16 protein-coding genes are annotated in these 16,292 nt (G+C 70.3%); 4 read left to right on the plus strand and 12 right to left on the minus strand.

Translation table 11 applies throughout. From position 1 onward, the window contains the following. Positions 1-39: 39 nt before the first annotated feature. From ACFY8U_RS21245 to ACFY8U_RS21285, 9 genes are all read right to left on the minus strand, one after another. The gene (locus tag ACFY8U_RS21245) at positions 40-378 is read right to left on the minus strand and encodes a metal-sulfur cluster assembly factor (protein ID WP_352186260.1); all 339 of its coding nucleotides are present in this window, start codon (positions 376-378) and stop codon (positions 40-42) included. Continuing rightward, entirely contained in the window at positions 375-836 is a 462-nt protein-coding gene (sufU, locus tag ACFY8U_RS21250) for a Fe-S cluster assembly sulfur transfer protein SufU (RefSeq protein ID WP_352186261.1), read from the minus strand. The genes ACFY8U_RS21245 and sufU overlap by 4 nt, the downstream gene beginning before the upstream one ends. A 9-nt stretch (positions 837-845) precedes the next feature. Then, a complete protein-coding gene (locus ACFY8U_RS21255; RefSeq protein WP_329121975.1) occupies positions 846-2,114 on the minus strand; it encodes a cysteine desulfurase in 1,269 nt (422 codons plus the stop codon). Then, on the minus strand, positions 2,111-2,875 hold the full coding sequence (gene sufC / locus ACFY8U_RS21260) for a Fe-S cluster assembly ATPase SufC (RefSeq protein ID WP_352186263.1): 765 nt from the start codon (positions 2,873-2,875) through the stop codon (positions 2,111-2,113). Before sufC ends, ACFY8U_RS21255 begins: the two co-directional genes overlap by 4 nt. Positions 2,876-2,882: 7 nt before the next feature. Beyond that, complete coding sequence (locus ACFY8U_RS21265) at positions 2,883-3,203, minus strand: bifunctional 3-phenylpropionate/cinnamic acid dioxygenase ferredoxin subunit (protein WP_260228615.1); 321 nt, start codon at positions 3,201-3,203, stop codon at positions 2,883-2,885. After that, positions 3,203-4,384: a Fe-S cluster assembly protein SufD gene (gene sufD / locus ACFY8U_RS21270; RefSeq protein ID WP_389572362.1), complete on the minus strand. Its 1,182-nt coding sequence runs from the start codon at positions 4,382-4,384 to the stop codon at positions 3,203-3,205. The genes ACFY8U_RS21265 and sufD overlap by 1 nt, the downstream gene beginning before the upstream one ends. Positions 4,385-4,469: 85 nt before the next feature. Further along, positions 4,470-5,885, minus strand: coding sequence for a Fe-S cluster assembly protein SufB (sufB, locus tag ACFY8U_RS21275; protein ID WP_361592701.1), 1,416 nt, complete (start codon positions 5,883-5,885; stop codon positions 4,470-4,472). Then, the gene (locus tag ACFY8U_RS21280) at positions 5,882-6,610 is read right to left on the minus strand and encodes a metalloregulator ArsR/SmtB family transcription factor (RefSeq protein ID WP_361592704.1); all 729 of its coding nucleotides are present in this window, start codon (positions 6,608-6,610) and stop codon (positions 5,882-5,884) included. Before ACFY8U_RS21280 ends, sufB begins: the two co-directional genes overlap by 4 nt. Before the next feature lie 165 nt (positions 6,611-6,775). Then, positions 6,776-8,296, minus strand: a complete 1,521-nt coding sequence (locus ACFY8U_RS21285; RefSeq protein ID WP_389572366.1) for a carboxypeptidase-like regulatory domain-containing protein — start codon at positions 8,294-8,296, stop codon at positions 6,776-6,778. A 180-nt stretch (positions 8,297-8,476) separates the two neighbouring features. On the opposite strand from ACFY8U_RS21285, the gene ACFY8U_RS21290 reads away from it, so the two are divergent. From ACFY8U_RS21290 to ACFY8U_RS21300, 3 genes are all read left to right on the plus strand, one after another. Then, positions 8,477-9,403 (plus strand): ABC transporter ATP-binding protein, encoded by a 927-nt coding sequence (locus ACFY8U_RS21290; protein ID WP_361761757.1) that lies wholly within the window; start codon positions 8,477-8,479, stop codon positions 9,401-9,403. A gap of 88 nt (positions 9,404-9,491) precedes the next feature. Next, positions 9,492-10,259, plus strand: a complete 768-nt coding sequence (locus ACFY8U_RS21295) for an ABC transporter permease (protein ID WP_389572368.1) — start codon at positions 9,492-9,494, stop codon at positions 10,257-10,259. A 75-nt stretch (positions 10,260-10,334) separates the two neighbouring features. After that, positions 10,335-11,303, plus strand: a complete 969-nt coding sequence (locus ACFY8U_RS21300; protein WP_389573246.1) for a heme A synthase — start codon at positions 10,335-10,337, stop codon at positions 11,301-11,303. Between the two features lie 25 nt (positions 11,304-11,328). On the opposite strand, the gene ACFY8U_RS21305 is transcribed toward ACFY8U_RS21300, so the two are convergent. The 3 genes from ACFY8U_RS21305 to ACFY8U_RS21315 form a co-directional block, all read right to left on the minus strand. Then, positions 11,329-12,408, minus strand: coding sequence for an amidohydrolase family protein (locus ACFY8U_RS21305; RefSeq protein ID WP_389572371.1), 1,080 nt, complete (start codon positions 12,406-12,408; stop codon positions 11,329-11,331). An 81-nt stretch (positions 12,409-12,489) separates the two neighbouring features. Beyond that, positions 12,490-12,825 carry a hypothetical protein gene (locus tag ACFY8U_RS21310; protein ID WP_361432627.1) on the minus strand — a complete coding sequence of 112 codons (336 nt, stop codon included), beginning with the start codon at positions 12,823-12,825 and terminating at the stop codon, positions 12,490-12,492. 93 nt (positions 12,826-12,918) lie between these two features. Then, on the minus strand, positions 12,919-13,872 hold the full coding sequence (locus tag ACFY8U_RS21315; protein WP_389572374.1) for a heme o synthase: 954 nt from the start codon (positions 13,870-13,872) through the stop codon (positions 12,919-12,921). 310 nt (positions 13,873-14,182) lie between these two features. Here ACFY8U_RS21315 and tkt point away from each other — a divergent pair, with 310 nt between their 5' ends. Continuing rightward, positions 14,183-16,270: a transketolase gene (tkt, locus tag ACFY8U_RS21320; protein ID WP_389572376.1), complete on the plus strand. Its 2,088-nt coding sequence runs from the start codon at positions 14,183-14,185 to the stop codon at positions 16,268-16,270. Positions 16,271-16,292: the final 22 nt, after the last annotated feature.

A 16,292-nucleotide genomic window follows, 5' to 3' on the forward strand; every position in this document is an offset into this window, starting at 1 on the left:
GGCCGTTCGATACTGCGAAACGGGCGGACGTCGGGAACGTCAGACGTTGAAGCCGAGCGCGCGGAGCTGCTCGCGACCGTCGTCCGTGATCTTGTCCGGGCCCCACGGCGGCATCCAGACCCAGTTGATCTTCAGCTCGCTGGCGATGCCGTCGGTGGCGGCCTTCGCCTGGTCCTCGATCACGTCGGTCAGCGGACAGGCCGCCGACGTCAGGGTCATGTCCAGCGTGACGACGTTGGAGTCGTCGATGTGGATGCCGTAGATCAGGCCGAGGTTGACCACGTCGATGCCCAGCTCGGGGTCGACGACGTCGTACAGCGCCTCGCGGATCTCTTCTTCGGAGGCCGGCTTCATCGTGGCCTCGGCGTTCTCGGTCATGCCGACTTCCTCTCCGCGTCGCCCAGAGCCTGGGCCGTCGCGTCCTTCCACGCCATCCAGCTGAGCAGCGCGCACTTCACCCGGGCCGGGTACTTGGAGACACCCGCGAACGCGACCGCGTCCTCCAGGATCTCCTCCATCGCGTCGTCCGGCTCGATCTGGCCCTTGGACTGCATCAGCTCCAGGAACGTGCCCTGGATCTTCTGCGCCTCGTCCAGCTCCTTGCCGACGAGCAGCTCGTTCAGGACCGAGGCCGAGGCCTGGCTGATCGAACAGCCCTGGCCCTCGTACGAGACGTCCTCGATCCGCGACCCGTCGTACTTCACCCGGAGCGTGATCTCGTCGCCGCACGTCGGGTTGACGTGGTGCACCTCGGCGTCGCCGTCCCGAAGACCGCGCCCGTGCGGGTGCTTGTAGTGGTCCAGGATGACGTCCTGGTACATCGAATCCAGCTTCACGACCAGCCCCTACCCGAAGAAGTTCCGTACGTGCTCAAGTCCCTCGACCAGGGCGTCGACCTCGGCCGGGGTGGAGTACAGATAGAACGACGCTCGCGTGGTCGCAGGAATTCCGTACCGCAGGCAGACCGGCCGCGCGCAGTGGTGGCCGACACGGACCGCGATGCCCTGCTCGTCGAGAACCTGGCCCACGTCGTGCGGGTGGATGTCACCGAGCACGAAGGAGATCGCCGCGCCGCGGTCCTCGGCCGTGGTGGGGCCGATGATCCGCAGGTCCGGCACCTCCTGGAGCCGGCGGACGGCGTACTCGGTGATCGCGTGCTCGTGGCGCGCGATGTTCTCCATGCCGATCGCGGACAGGTAGTCCACGGCCGCGCCGAGGCCGACGGCCTGGGCGATCGGGGGCGTACCCGCCTCGAACTTGTGCGGAGCCGGCGCGTACGTCGAGGAGTGCATCGAGACGGTCTCGATCATCTCGCCGCCGCCGAGGAACGGAGGCAGGTCCTCGAGGAGCTCCTGCCGTCCCCACAGCACGCCGATACCGGTCGGGCCGACCATCTTGTGGCCGGTGAAGGCCACGAAGTCGGCCTGCAGCGCCTGCACGTCGAGCACCATGTGCGGGGCCGCCTGCGAGGCGTCGATGCAGACCAGCGCACCGACCTCCTGCGCACGCCGGATGATCGTCTCGACCGGGTTGATCGTGCCCAGCAGGTTCGAGACCAGCGTGAACGAGACGATCTTGGTCTTCTCGGTGATGACCTCTTCGATGTTGGAGAGGTCGAGACGGCCGTCGTCGGTGAGGCCGAACCACTTCAGCTTCGCGCCCGTGCGCTGCGAGAGCAGCTGCCACGGCACGATGTTGGAGTGGTGCTCCATCTCCGTGATGGCGATCTCGGTCTCGTGGTCCACGCGGTAGGGCTCGTCGGCCCAGCCCAGCATGTTGGCCACGAGGTTGAGCGACTCGGAGGCGTTCTTGGTGAAGATCACCTCGTCGCGGCTCGGCGCGTTGATGAACGCCGCGACCTTGTCACGGGCGCCCTCGTAGAGCGCCGTCGCCTCCTCGGCGACCGTGTAGACGCCGCGGTGGACATTGGCGTTGTGGCGCTCGTAGTACGTGTTGAGCGCGTCGAGCACCTGGCGCGGCTTCTGCGAGGTCGCCGCGGAGTCCAGGTACACGATCTTCTTGCCGTCGTGGACCACGCGATCCAGGAGCGGGAAGTCCTTGCGGATCGCCTCGGTGTCGAGGAGGCCGGAGAGCCCCTGATGGGCAGATGTCACGCGGATGCGCCACCCTTCACGTACTTGTCGTAGCCCTCGGCCTCCAGCTGGTCGGCGAGCTCGGCGCCGCCGGACTCGGCGATGCGGCCGTTCGCGAACACGTGCACGAAGTCGGGCTTGATGTAGCGCAGGATGCGCGTGTAGTGGGTGATCAGCAGGGTGCCGACCTCGCCGGTCTCACGGACGCGGTTGACGCCCTCGGAGACGATGCGCAGCGCGTCGACGTCCAGGCCGGAGTCGGTCTCGTCGAGGATCGCGATCTTCGGCTTGAGGAGCTCCAGCTGAAGGATCTCGTGGCGCTTCTTCTCACCGCCGGAGAAGCCCTCGTTGACGTTGCGCTCGGCGAAGGCCGGGTCCATCTGGAGCTTCTCCATGGCCTCCTTGACCTCCTTCACCCAGGTACGCAGCTTGGGGGCCTCGCCGCGGACGGCGGTGGCGGAGGTGCGCAGGAAGTTGGAGACCGAGACACCGGGGACCTCGACCGGGTACTGCATGGCCAGGAAGACGCCGGCGCGGGCGCGCTCGTCGACCGACATCTCCAGGACGTCCTCGCCGTCCAGGGTCACGGTGCCACCGGTGATCGTGTACTTCGGGTGGCCCGCGAGGGAGTACGCCAGGGTCGACTTGCCGGAGCCGTTGGGGCCCATGATGGCGTGGGTCTCGCCCTGCTTCACGGTCAGGTCGACGCCCTTGAGGATCTCCCGGGGGCCGTTCTCGGCCTCGACGGAGACGTGCAGGTCGCGGATTTCAAGCGTTGCCATGGGTGACTCAGGACTCCTGGGTGACGGAGACGAGCACATCGTCCCCTTCGATCTTGACGGGGTAAACGGGGACGGGGCGCGTCGCGGGAAGGCCGGACGGCTTACCAGTGCGGAGGTCGAAGCTGGAGCCGTGCAGCCAGCACTCGATGGAGCAGTCCTCCACCTCGCCCTCCGAGAGGGAGACGTTGGCGTGCGAGCAGATGTCGTTGATCGCGAACACCTCGCCCTCGGTGTGCACCACGGACACCGGCGTGCCGTCGACCTCGACCCGCTTCGGGGTGTCGGCCTCGAGCTCGCTCAGCGCGCAGACGCGGACGAAGTCGGCCATCAGACGGACGCCTCCAGCTCGGCCTCGATCTTGGCGATCAGGCGCTCCTCGACGTCCGGCAGACCGATCTGCTGGACCAGCTCGGCGAAGAAGCCGCGGACGACGAGGCGGCGGGCCTCGGACTCCGGGATGCCGCGGGCCATCAGGTAGAAGAGCTGCTCGTCGTCGAACCGGCCGGTGGCCGAGGCGTGACCGGCGCCGGCGATCTCGCCGGTCTCGATCTCCAGGTTCGGCACGGAGTCGACGCGGGCGCCGTCCGTCAGGACCAGGTTCCGGTTGAGCTCGTACGTGTCGGTGCCCTCGGCGGCGGCCTGGATGAGGACGTCACCGATCCAGACGGCGTGCGCGTCCTGGCCCTGCAGCGCGCCCTTGTAGGCCACGTTCGACTTGCAGTGCGGCGTGTTGTGGTCGACCAGGAGGCGGTGCTCCTGGTGCTGGCCGGCGTCGGTGAAGTAGAGCCCGAAGAGCTCGGCCTCGCCGCCGGTGGCCGCGTACCGCACGCGCGGGTGGATGCGGACGACGTCGCCGCCGAAGGTCACCACGACCGACTTGAAGGAGGCGTCACGGCCGACCAGCGCGTTGTGCTGGGAGACGTGGACGGCCTTCTCGTCCCAGTCCTGGACGGAGACGACGGTGAGCTTGGCGCCGTCGCCGAGGATGTAGTCCACGTTGGCGGCGAGCACCGCGTCACCGGTGTGGTCGATGACCACGACGGCCTCGGCGAAGGCGCCGAGCTCGATGACCTGGTGGCCGAAGGCGACCCCGCCCTCGCCGTGCACCGCGATGCGGATCGGCTCGTCGAGGACGGCGTCCTTGGCGACGGTGACGACCGAGGCCTTCTCGAAGGAGGAGTACGCCTGGGCGGCGACGCGGTCGACGGGCGTGCCGGCCTTGCCGAGCCGCTCGTCGTCACGGCCGACGGTCTCCACGGTGACGCCCTCGGGGGCCTCGATCGCGACCTTGACGCCTTCGCCGGTCGCGACGGCGGTGCCGTCGTGCAGGCCGCGCAGGCGCTCCAGCGGGGTGAACCGCCACTCCTCCTCGCGACCGTGCGGGACCGGGAAGTCCGCGACGTCGAAGGACGGGGGCGCGCTCATGCGCGTGGCGACGGTGGACTCGGCGGCCACCGCGATCGCGCCGGCGGTGGTGGAGCCCGCCGGGATGTTCTGGACCTCAGCCATGGCTGTCGTCTTGCTCTCTTCCTACGTTTCGATCCTCGGCCCGCCGCGTGGGCGGGCCGCTAGCTGGTGGCGGGGCGTCGGTACGTCAGCCGACCGACCCCTCCATCTGCAGCTCGATCAGCCGGTTCAGCTCGAGCGCGTACTCCATCGGGAGCTCCTTGGCGATCGGCTCGACGAAGCCGCGCACGATCATCGCCATCGCCTCGAACTCGGTCATGCCGCGGCTCATCAGGTAGAAGAGCTGGTCCTCGGAGACCTTGGAGACGGTGGCCTCGTGGCCCATGGAGACGTCGTCCTCACGGACGTCGACGTACGGGTACGTGTCCGAGCGGGAGATGGTGTCGACGAGCAGCGCGTCGCAGAGCACGTTCGACTTGGCGCCCGGGGCACCCTCGCCGATCTCGATCAGACCGCGGTAGGAGGTACGGCCGCCGCCTCGCGCCACCGACTTGGAGACGATGTTGGAGGAGGTGTTCGGGGCCATGTGGACCATCTTGGCGCCGGCGTCCTGGTGCTGGCCCTCGCCCGCGAAGGCGATGGACAGGGTCTCGCCCTTGGCGTGCTCGCCCATCAGGTAGACGGCCGGGTACTTCATGGTGACCTTGGAGCCGATGTTGCCGTCGACCCACTCCATGGTCGCGCCCTCGTAGGCCACGGCACGCTTGGTGACCAGGTTGTAGACGTTGTTCGACCAGTTCTGGATCGTCGTGTAGCGGCAGCGGCCGCCCTTCTTCACGATGATCTCGACGACCGCGGAGTGCAGCGAGTCGGAGGAGTAGATCGGGGCGGTGCAGCCCTCGACGTAGTGGACGTAGGCGTCCTCGTCGACGATGATCAGCGTCCGCTCGAACTGGCCCATGTTCTCCGTGTTGATACGGAAGTAGGCCTGGAGCGGGATCTCGACGTGCACGCCCTTCGGCACGTAGATGAACGACCCGCCGGACCAGACGGCCGTGTTCAGCGAGGCGAACTTGTTGTCGCCGACCGGGATGACCGTGCCGAAGTACTCGCGGAAGAGCTCCTCGTGCTCCTTCAGCGCGGTGTCAGTGTCGACGAAGATGACGCCCTGCTCCTCCAGGTCCTCACGGATCTGGTGGTAGACGACCTCGGACTCGTACTGGGCCGCGACACCGGCGACGAGGCGCTGCTTCTCCGCCTCCGGGATGCCGAGCTTGTCGTACGTGTTCTTGATGTCCTCGGGCAGTTCCTCCCAGGAAGCGGCCTGCTTCTCGGTGGAGCGCACGAAGTACTTGATGTTGTCGAAGTCGATGCCCGACAGGTCGGAGCCCCAGCTCGGCATGGGCTTCTTGTCGAAGAGGCGCAGACCCTTCAGCCGCAGCTTCAGCATCCACTCGGGCTCGTTCTTCTTGGCGGAGATGTCGCGGACGACATCCTCGTTCAGACCGCGCTTGGCGGCGGAGCCGGCCGCGTCGGAGTCGGCCCAGCCGTACTCGTACCGACCCAGGCCCTCGAGCTCGGGGTGGCTGATCTCGGTGGTCATGCGGGGTTCCTCCCGGCCGTGCTTGCGGATGCTTCTGATGGGGTGGTCTGTGGGGCGCTGTGCGGGATGAACGTCGTGCAGACGCCGTCACCATGGGCGATGGTGGCGAGACGCTGGACATGCGTTCCCAAGAGGCGGGAGAAGATCTCCGTCTCCGCCTCGCACAGCTGGGGGTACTGCTCGGCGACATGGGCGACCGGGCAGTGGTGCTGGCAGAGCTGCTCGCCGACCGGCGCGTTCCGCGCAGTGGCAGCGTACCCGTCCGCGCTCAGCGCCTTGGCAAGCGCCTCGGTGCGCTGGTCGGGCGCCGCCGACTCGACAGCCTCACGGTACGCCTCCGCCTGGTGCTCGAGACGGTCGCGGGCGAAGGCCGCGACCGCGGCTTCCCCTCCCGCGTTCTTCTCGATCCAGCGCAGGGCGTCGACGGCGAGCGAGTCGTACGACTGGTCGAAGGCGTCCCGGCCGCAGTCGGTGAGCGCGAAGACCTTGGCGGGGCGGCCGCGGGTGCGCTGTCCGTAGACGCGCTTCTCGCGGGCTTCGACCACGTTCTCGGCGACGAGCGAATCCAGATGCCGGCGCACGGCCGCCTGGGTGAGGCCGAGCCGAGTCGCCAGATCGGAGACCGTCGACGGGCCGTGATCCAGGATGGAGCGCGCGACACGGTTGCGCGTGGAGCGCTCACCGGTCGCGAGTTCCTCCACGGGAGCCTCGCCAACGTTTTTCACAACGCCATTGTTGCGTAATTCTTTGGAGAGTGACAAGCGACGCCATGGAGGGGGCACGGTGCCGTGCATCACTCAGGTAAGGCTTACCTGACCTGCGGAAACGATCTCCGGGACGGCTCGCGGCCGCACCCCGGGAGGGTGCGGCCGCGGTCGTTCGCGAGGGCCTCAGAGCCCCTTGACGGCCTCCCCGGCGCCGCTGTGACCTCGCACGATCACCGTCACGGGGATGTCGATCACCGGCCTGCGCCCGCTGTCCGAACGGACCCGCAATGTCCCTTTCAGCACCGTGCCGGGCGCCACCCCCGTCGTGTCGACCGTGACCGTCACCGCCGTCCGGTCGTGCGGCTCCTGCCCGGCGCCCTCCAGGCCGCCTCCGGCCGGGGAGACGGAGAGCCAGCTCTGCCCGTCCTTCTCGGCCACGGTGTACGCGGTGGGGAGGCTGCCCTCGTTGGTCAGGGTGAGCGTCCGGGTGCGCCGGGCGTCCGCCGGGGCCTTCACCCGCAGGGACCGCTTGTCGGCGGTGACCCGGCCGGTGCCGAGCTCCCCGTTCACGAGGCGGACGCCGCCGGGCACGGCGGTGACCGTGATCCGGTCGCCCCAGTAGTACGGCGCGTCGAGCACGACGTCGTAGTCCTGCCAGTACGCCGGCACCTGGAACAGATAGGCGCCGTCGGCGTCGGCGGAGCCGGACGGCCCGATGCCCCCGCTGTAGGCCCCGACCCGGGCGCCCGCGACCGGGAGCTGGTCGTTGGCGTCGGTCACGCGACCGAGGAGCACGGCGGTCCTCGTCTGACGGAGGGCGATCACCGTGCCGTCGCGCAGGGTGCCCTCGTCCCGCGAGTAGATCAGCGCCCCCTCCCCGGTGTGGCTCTCGGCGCCGACCGTGGCGGACGAACCGTCCTCCCGCCCGGTTCCGGAGACGTCCCGGTAGTGCAGGGAGGCGGTGCCGTCCTCGCCGATCACGGCGGCGAAGCCGATCCGCTCACCGGTCCTCGGGCCGGCGATCTTCACGTTCCGCCATTCGACGACGATCTTCCGGTGCGGGGCGGTACCGGTGGCGGCCCAGTACACACCCGACCGGCCGTCGACGGCGAGGTCGTCCCCGAAGGCGTGCAGCGTGCCGTCGGACGTCTGCCCTCCGGCCGTGACGAAGGAGAGCGTGCCGTCGACGGAGGCGGTCAGCGAGCGGTACGCGCGGCCGTAGAAGGGCACGGGGAACGGCAGCGCGAAGGCCGCCGCGCCGGAGGCGCGGTCGGCGAGGCGGAGCTTCGTCGTTCCGGCCGGGAACTCGGCGGCCGTCGTGACCGAGCAGGCGGTGCCGAAGGCGTCGGTACGGGGCTCCAGCGCGACGTCCTCGGCGCCCCCGGCCGCCGCGACCTCGACCCGGACGGTCGCGGGAGAGGCGCAGCGGTGTGCGGGGGCGACGGCGAGCTCGTACTCTCCGGCAGCCGGAAGGCGCAGGGTGTAGCGGCCGTCGGCGCCGGTCGTCGCGGTGGCGCCGGACGGCGAGGCGGTGACGACCGCGCCCGCCTCCGCGCCGGTGGCGCCGGTCACGACGCCGGTGAGGCCGATCGTGGCGGGATCGGCCTGTGCGGGGGCGGCGGCCAGCGCCAGGGGGAGCACGAGGGCGGCGGCGGTGAGCGCGGCGAGGGTTCTCCGTCGGTCACGTCGGTGCGATCGGGCCAAGTGCACGGACTCTCCTTCACGGAAGGTGCGACATTTGTACGCACGATCACCCGATCGTGGAGGAGAAGTGCGCGCACCGTGGCGGCTTCCGCCCAATGTTTTCGGCCATTCCTAGGCCTCCGAGGCGGCCGGTTCTCCCCGCCGAACGGAGCAACCGGACGGCTCTCTAGACTTCCGGGCATGAAGAACGAGTCCGTCGTCCAGGTCCGCGGCCTGGTCAAGCGGTACGGGACCAAGACCGCCGTCGACGGCCTCGACCTCGACGTCCGGGCCGGCACCGTGACCGCCGTCCTCGGCCCGAACGGGGCCGGGAAGACCACCACGATCGAGACCTGCGAGGGCTACCGGAAGGCCGACGCGGGCACCGTCCGCGTGCTCGGGCTCGACCCGGTGGCCGACGCGGCCCGGCTCCGGCCCCGGATCGGCGTGATGCTCCAGTCGGGTGGCGTCTACTCCGGCGCCCGTGCCGACGAGATGCTCCGCCACATGGCGAAGCTGCACGCCCACCCGCTCGACGTGGACGCCCTGATCGAGCGCCTCGGGCTCGGCTCCTGCGGCCGCACCACCTACCGCCGGCTCTCCGGCGGCCAGCAGCAGCGGCTCGCGCTCGCGATGGCCGTCGTGGGCCGCCCGGAGCTGGTCTTCCTCGACGAGCCGACCGCCGGACTCGACCCGCAGGCCCGCCGCGCCACCTGGGACCTCGTCCGCGAGCTGCGCGCCGACGGCGCCACCGTCGTCCTCACCACGCACTTCATGCACGAGGCCGAGGAGCTTGCGGACGACGTGGCGATCATCGACGCCGGCCGGGTCGCCGCCCAGGGCAGCCCCGAGGCGCTGTGCCGCGGCGGCGCCGAGAACACCCTGCGCTTCACCGGCCGCCCCGGGCTCGACCTCGGCTCGCTGCTCAAGGCCCTCCCCGACGGCACCCAGGCCGCGGAGCCGATGCCGGGGACGTACCGGATCACCGGCGAGGTGGGCCCCCAGCTGCTCGCCACCGTCACCACCTGGTGCGCCCAGCACGGCGTGATGCCGGACGGCATCGCGGTGGAGCGCCACACCCTCGAAGACGTCTTTCTCGAGCTCACGGGCAAGGAGCTGCGGTCATGATGCAGGGCGACACCGGGATTCGCCGGGGGTCCGGGGGTTGTCCCCCGGGACGGCACAGCCTCGCGCTCACGGGCAAGGAGCTGCGGTCATGAGCACTGGAACCTACGCCCCGAAGCCGGGAGCCGCGCCCGTGGGCCGGATGATCGCGGCGCAGACCGTCCTGGAGACGAAGATGCTGCTGCGCAACGGCGAGCAGCTGCTTCTGACGGTGATCATCCCGTCCCTGCTCCTCGTGCTCTTCTCCAACGTCGACATCGTCGACACGGGCGCCGACAAGGCCGTCGACTTCCTCGCGCCGGGTGTTCTCGCGCTCGCCGTGATGTCCACCGCCTTCACCGGTCAGGCCATCGCCACCGGCTTCGAGCGCCGCTACGGCGTCCTCAAGCGGCTCGGGGCCTCCCCGCTCCCCCGCTGGGCGCTGATGACCGCCAAGACGCTCTCCGTGCTGGTCACCGAGGTCCTCCAGGTCGCACTCCTGACCGCCATCGCGCTGGGGCTCGGCTGGTCGCCCCAGGGCGACCCCGTCTCCGTCCTCCTGCTGCTCGTCCTCGGCACGGCCGCCTTCTCGGGCCTCGGTCTGCTGATGGCGGGCACGCTGCGCGCCGAGGCGACCCTGGCCGCCGCGAACCTGGTGTTCCTGCTGCTCCTGGTGGGCGGCGGGGTGATCGTGCCGCTCGACCGGTTCCCCGACGCGGCCCGCTCCGTGCTTGAGCTGCTGCCGATCTCGGCGCTCTCGGACGGGCTGCGGGACGTGCTCCAGGGCGGCGCCGGGATGCCGTGGGGACAGGGGCTGACGCTCGCCGTGTGGGCGGTCCTCGGGCTCGGCGCGGCGGCGCGGTTCTTCCGCTGGGAGTAGCGGGAGGGTGACGTTCCGGGGTGACTTCACCCGTAACGCACCCCTCGTGAAAGTGTGCACAAGCCCCGTCCTACGATAGGGCCCGTGTTGACCCCCCTCGCCCACATCGCCAGGCGCTGGACCCCGTCCCCCCGGACCCTCCGGCGCGCCGCGCTCTCCGCCGTCGTGATGAGCGTCCTCATCATCGTCACGGGAGGCGCGGTCCGGCTGACCGGCTCCGGCCTCGGCTGCGACACGTGGCCCAAGTGCACCGACGACAGCCTCATCGTGACGCCCGAGCAGGGCTACCGAGGGGTGATCGAGTTCGGCAACCGGATGCTCACGTACGTCCTGTCGGCCGCGGTCGGCTGGGCGATCATCGCCGCGCGGTCCACCAAGCCGTGGCGCCGCGGTCTGACCCGGCTCGGCTGGGCACAGTTCTGGATCGTCGCGAGCAACGCGGTCCTGGGCGGCATCACCGTGTGGATGGGCCTCAACCCGTGGACCGTCGCCGGCCACTTCATCGCCGCCAACGCACTCCTCACCGTCGCCGTGATCACATGGCACCGTGCAGGCGAGGGCGACACGACGCCCCGGCCGCGCGTCCCCGGTCCGGTGCGCAAGCTCTCCTGGGCGATCATCGCGACCTCGGCCCTCCTGGTCGTCCTCGGCACGGGCGTCACGGGCTCGGGCAAGCACGCGGGGGACAGCAGTGACGTCCCGCGCATGCCGTGGGACTGGACCGCCGCCGCCCACCTGCACGCCATCGGCGCCTGGGTGGTCTGCGCCCTCGCCCTCGCGATGTGGCTGGTGCTGCGGGTGGTCGACGCCCCCGACGACACCCGGGCGCGCGCCCGCGACCTGCTGATCGTGCTGCTCGCCCAGGGCGGGATCGGCTACCTCCAGTACTTCACCGGCGTCCCCGAGGTCCTGGTCGGCGCGCACATGCTCGGCTCCGCGCTGATGTGGATCGCGGTCCTGCGCCTCGCCCTGAGCCTGCGCGAGCGCCCGCTGCCCAGCCCGGAGATCCCGGCCCAGTCCGACGCGGCCCTGGCGAAGGCGTGACCCCGCGGCCCTCGCCGGGCCGTACTCAGGCCAGCCCGTAGACCCTGCGGGCGTTGCCCGAGGCGATCATGGTCGCCACGCGCTGGGCGTCGGTGAGGGACCAGGCGCCGTCGGCCACCCACTCGCCCAGCACACGGCTGAGCGCGCCACGGAAGACGCTGGCCGCCACGACGTGCAGCTCCGGCAGGGCGTGCGCCCCGCTGGAGAAGAGCAGCTTGCCGAAGGGGGCCAGCTCCAGGAGCTCGGCGAGTACGGCCGCGGCCCGGGCCCCGGTCCTGCCGAGGACGGAGCCGAGGTCGGCGTACACGTGCGGGAACGCGCCCGTCAGCTGGGCCGTCTGCCGGTGGTACGGGTATCCGTGCAGCAGCACGACGTCCGTGCCGAGGCCGCTGGTGGACGCGGCGAAGCCGGCGAGCCCGGCGGGGTCCTCGGCCCCCACGTGCAGCTGGAGCGGCCGTCCGGCGCCGACGGCGACCCAGAGCAGATGGCGCAGCAGCACCGGGTCGGTGAGCCGGCCGCCGACCGGGCGCCGCGCCAGCCACCGCCCCGCCGCCCCACGGACCTCGCCCGGCCCCGGTGGCTCGGACGCCTGGACGAGACCCCGGCTCACCCCCGCCACCGAGGTGAACGCGACGGCGGTCGTGGCGGCGCCGTGGACGGCCTCGGAGAGGTTGGCGAGGAGCGCCTCGACCGACCCGGAGGTGTCGGCGACCTGCTCGGCGAGGGGTTCCAGGCGGACGATCTCGTGTGCGGCGGCGGCACCGGCGGAGGCGATCTCGGCGGGGCCGGTCAGATCGCCGGGCAGGCCCGTGTCCACGAGGTAGGTGGAGATTCCGGAGGCGCGCAGCAACCGCCGCCCGGACTCCAGTACGCCCAGTTCACGGCGGCGGGCGAGATAGCGGGCCGGCGGGCAGTGCGGCTCCAGGCCGAGCAGCGGCGGGCACCAGCGGCGCACCGCGAAACCGGTCTGGGTGTCGAAGAAGGTGGTGCCGGGCGCGGGCGGCCGGGCGGTCCTGCCGAGGTACGCCTCGAACGTGCCGAGGCCGAGCTCCGTGCGGAGCACCCCGTGGCAGTGCTGGTCCACCAGGCTCGGGGTCTCGATCATTCGGGGGGCTCCCTGCGTGGACGTTCTTCCACACGTCCTAACGGGTGAGCCCCGCCCGAGGTTGTTGCCTCCCGTGAACGCCTACGCGTTGGACGCGCCGCCCAGCTGGATACCGGCCATCCGGCTCCACTCGTACGGGCCGGTGACGACCTTGGCGGCGAACTCGCCGTCGAACTCCTCGTGGAGGGTCAGCCCGGCCTTCTCCGCGGCCTGCTCCGCGACGGCGTACGTCGGGGCCACCAGGTCACCCCAGCCGCCGTCCTCGCCGACGAGGACGATCCGGGTGCCCGCCTGGCCGATGTGGGCGAGCTGCCCCTCGGCGCCGCCGTGCTCCTTGGAGAACGCCTGGATCTGCCTGGCGAGCTTGGCCGCCTTGCGCTCCGCCTGCTTGGTCTCCGCCTGCTTGGTGTCTGCCATGGGACAGATGCTACCGAGGGGTAGATCCACTGGCGACGGCCGGTGCACGTGGTCTTGCCCACGTGCACCGGCCGTTGATCAGGGTCCGAGGTGCTACCTCAGGAAGGGGTCCACCGCGACCGCCACGAAGAGCAGCGAGACATAGGTGATCGACCAGTGGAAGAGGCGCATCTCCTTGAGCTTCGCGCCGGTCGCGCCGTTCTTCGCGCGGTTCAGCAGCCCGTGCGCCTCCCAGAGCCACCAGCCGCCGGTGAGCAGCGCCACGGCCGTGTAGAACCAGCCGGTGTAGCCGAGCGGCGTCAGCAGCAGCGAGACGGCGACCATCACCCAGCTGTACACGACGATCTGCTTGGCGACGACCTTGTTGGAGGCGAGGACCGGGAGCATGGGCACGCCCGCGCGGGCGTAGTCGTCCTTGACCTTCATCGACAGCGGCCAGTAGTGCGGCGGCGTCCAGAAGAAGATGACCATGAAGAGGATGATCGCGGCCCAGGACATCGAGTTGGTGACGGACGACCAGCCGATGAGCACCGGCAGACAGCCGGCGATGCCGCCCCAGACGATGTTCTGCGCCGTGCGGCGCTTGAGGATCATCGTGTAGATCACGACGTAGAAGAGGAGCGCGCCGAGCGAGAGCGCCGCGGAGAGCCAGTTGACCAGGAGCCCGAACCAGAGCGTGGAGACCACGGCGAGGGTGAGACCGAAGACCAGGCCCTCACGCGGGGTGAGGACGCCGGTGACCAGCGGACGCTGGGAGGTCCGGTCCATCAGGGCGTCGATGTCGCGGTCGATGTACATGTTCAGCGCGTTCGCGCCGCCCGCCGACAGATAGCCTCCGAAACAGGTGGCGAGTACCAGCCACATGTTCGGAACGCCCTGCTCGGCGAGGAACATCACCGGAACGGTCGTGATGAGCAGCAGCTCGATGATCCGCGGCTTGGTCAGCGCCACGAATGCCTTGACGCGGGCCCCGAACGGCCGATGGCCCCCCGGGCTGGGAGTCAAGACGACCCCTGCGGGTCGGGACTCGACGGCCGTCACGCACACCCCTGACAGAGAATTCCCAGCAAGCTCCCCGGATGAAGACGGGGTGAAGACTTGCGCGTACCACGCCACTGTAGACGTTGCCCAGACGCCGATCTTCGCGGGGGTGGGGTCGTGTTGAGGGGCCGCGTCCCAAGGCGTGGACAGCACTCGGGAGGTGAAGTGACAGAGTGACCGGCACTCTTGCCGTGTCTTCTGTTTTCCGGGGCCCGCACTCGAAAAGATGGACGTGATGACGGGGGTAGGCTCGACAACGCCGGTACACCCTCAGTCACCGGCTTCCAGTACATGTGGAGAGGAGCCCTGACTCAGGGTGAGCACTAAGCCGACCACCACAGACCTCGAGTGGACCGAATTGGACCAGCGGGCCGTGGACACCGCCCGCATCCTGGCCGCGGACGCCGTACAGAAGGTCGGCAACGGCCATCCCGGTACGGCCATGAGCCTGGCGCCCGCCGCGTACACCCTCTTCCAGAAGGTGATGCGCCACGACCCGGCCGATCCGGAGTGGGTGGGGCGCGACCGTTTCGTGCTGTCCGCCGGTCACTCGTCCCTGACCCTCTACACCCAGCTGTACCTGGGGGGCTTCGGGCTCGAGCTGGACGACCTGAAGGCGTTCCGTACCTGGGGCTCGAAGACCCCGGGGCACCCGGAGTACGGTCACACCGCGGGTGTCGAGACGACGACCGGCCCGCTGGGCCAGGGTGTCGCCAACGCCGTGGGCATGGCGATGGCAGCCCGTTTCGAGCGCGGCCTGTTCGACCCGGAGGCGGCCCCCGGCACCTCCCCGTTCGACCACCGGATCTACGCGATCGCCGGTGACGGCTGCCTCCAGGAGGGCATCTCCGCCGAGGCGTCCTCGCTGGCCGGTCACCAGAAGCTCGGCAACCTGATCCTGCTGTGGGACGACAACCACATCTCGATCGAGGGCGACACCGAGACGGCCGTGTCCGAGGACACGATGAAGCGGTACGAGGCGTACGGCTGGCACGTCCAGCGCGTCGAGGCGCAGGCCAACGGCGACCTGGACCCGGCGGCGCTGTTCGCGGCGATCAAGGCCGCCGAGGCCGAGACCGAGCGTCCGTCGTTCATCGCGATGCGCTCGATCATCGCCTGGCCCGCCCCGAACGCCCAGAACACCGAGGCCGCGCACGGCTCGGCGCTCGGCGACGAGGAGATCGCGGCCACCAAGCGGATCCTCGGTTTCGACCCGGAGCTGACCTTCGAGGTCTCCGACGAGGTCATCGGTCACACCCGCTCGCTGGGCGACCGCGGCCGTGAGGCCCGCGCCGCCTGGGAGAAGTCCCTCGCGGAGTGGCGTACGGCCAACCCGGAGCGCGCCGCGACGTTCGACCGCATCCAGGCGAACGAGCTGCCCGAGGGCTGGGAGTCGAAGATCCCGGTGTTCGAGGCGGGCAAGGGTATCGCCACCCGCGCCGCGTCCGGCAAGGTCCTGCAGTCGCTGGGCGCCGTCATCCCGGAGCTGTGGGGCGGCTCGGCCGACCTGGCCGGCTCGAACAACACGACGATCGACAAGACCTCGTCGTTCCTGCCCGAGGGCAACCCGCTGCCCGAGGCGGACCCGTACGGCCGCACGATCCACTTCGGCATCCGCGAGCACTCCATGGCCGCGGAGATGAACGGCATCGCGCTGCACGGCAACACCCGTATCTACGGCGGCACCTTCCTGGTGTTCTCCGACTACATGCGCAACGCCGTGCGCCTGTCCGCGCTGATGCACCTTCCGGTGACGTACGTCTGGACCCACGACTCGATCGGTCTGGGCGAGGACGGCCCGACGCACCAGCCTGTGGAGCACCTGGCGTCGCTCCGCGCGATCCCCGGTCTGAACATCGTCCGCCCCGCGGACGCCAACGAGACCGCCATCGCCTGGCGCGAGATCACCAAGCGCCACACCCGCGTCTTCGGAAAGGGCGCCCCGCACGGTCTGGCCCTGACCCGTCAGGGTGTGCCGACGTACGACTGGAACGACGACGCGGCCAAGGGCGGGTACGTCCTGTTCGAGGCGGAGGGTGGCGACGCCCAGGTCGTGCTGATCGGCACCGGCTCCGAGGTGCACGTGGCCGTCGAGGCCCGGGAGCAGCTCCAGGCCGCCGGCGTCCCGACCCGCGTGGTCTCGATGCCGTCCGTCGAGTGGTTCGAGGAGCAGGACCAGGCGTACAAGGACGCCGTTCTGCCGCCGTCCGTGAAGGCGCGCGTGGCCGTCGAGGCCGGTGTCGGTCTCACCTGGCACAAGTACGTCGGTGACGCCGGCCGCATCGTCTCGCTGGAGCACTTCGGTGCCTCCGCCGACGCGAAGGTCCTCTTCCGCGAGTTCGGCTTCACGCCGGAGGCCGTGGCCGCCGCCGCCCGGGAATCTCTGGACGCCGCGGCGCGCTGACGCCCCTAGACACGAATTTTGG

The sequence above is a fragment of the Streptomyces sp. NPDC012508 genome, assembly GCF_042902595.1.
Taxonomy (GTDB): domain Bacteria; phylum Actinomycetota; class Actinomycetes; order Streptomycetales; family Streptomycetaceae; genus Streptomyces.

What these genes read in the sequence shown, in the direction of transcription:
- ACFY8U_RS21245 (WP_352186260.1), bottom strand. Translation starts at nt 378, where the DNA reads ATGACCGAGAACGCCGAGGCCACGATGAAGCCGGCCTCCGAAGAAGAG.
- sufB (WP_361592701.1), bottom strand. Translation starts at nt 5,885, where the DNA reads ATGACCACCGAGATCAGCCACCCCGAGCTCGAGGGCCTGGGTCGGTAC.
- ACFY8U_RS21310 (WP_361432627.1), bottom strand. Translation starts at nt 12,825, where the DNA reads ATGGCAGACACCAAGCAGGCGGAGACCAAGCAGGCGGAGCGCAAGGCG.
- ACFY8U_RS21305 (WP_389572371.1), bottom strand. Translation starts at nt 12,408, where the DNA reads ATGATCGAGACCCCGAGCCTGGTGGACCAGCACTGCCACGGGGTGCTC.
- sufC (WP_352186263.1), bottom strand. Translation starts at nt 2,875, where the DNA reads ATGGCAACGCTTGAAATCCGCGACCTGCACGTCTCCGTCGAGGCCGAG.
- ACFY8U_RS21265 (WP_260228615.1), bottom strand. Translation starts at nt 3,203, where the DNA reads ATGGCCGACTTCGTCCGCGTCTGCGCGCTGAGCGAGCTCGAGGCCGAC.
- sufD (WP_389572362.1), bottom strand. Translation starts at nt 4,384, where the DNA reads ATGGCTGAGGTCCAGAACATCCCGGCGGGCTCCACCACCGCCGGCGCG.
- ACFY8U_RS21290 (WP_361761757.1), top strand. Translation starts at nt 8,477, where the DNA reads ATGAAGAACGAGTCCGTCGTCCAGGTCCGCGGCCTGGTCAAGCGGTAC.
- ACFY8U_RS21295 (WP_389572368.1), top strand. Translation starts at nt 9,492, where the DNA reads ATGAGCACTGGAACCTACGCCCCGAAGCCGGGAGCCGCGCCCGTGGGC.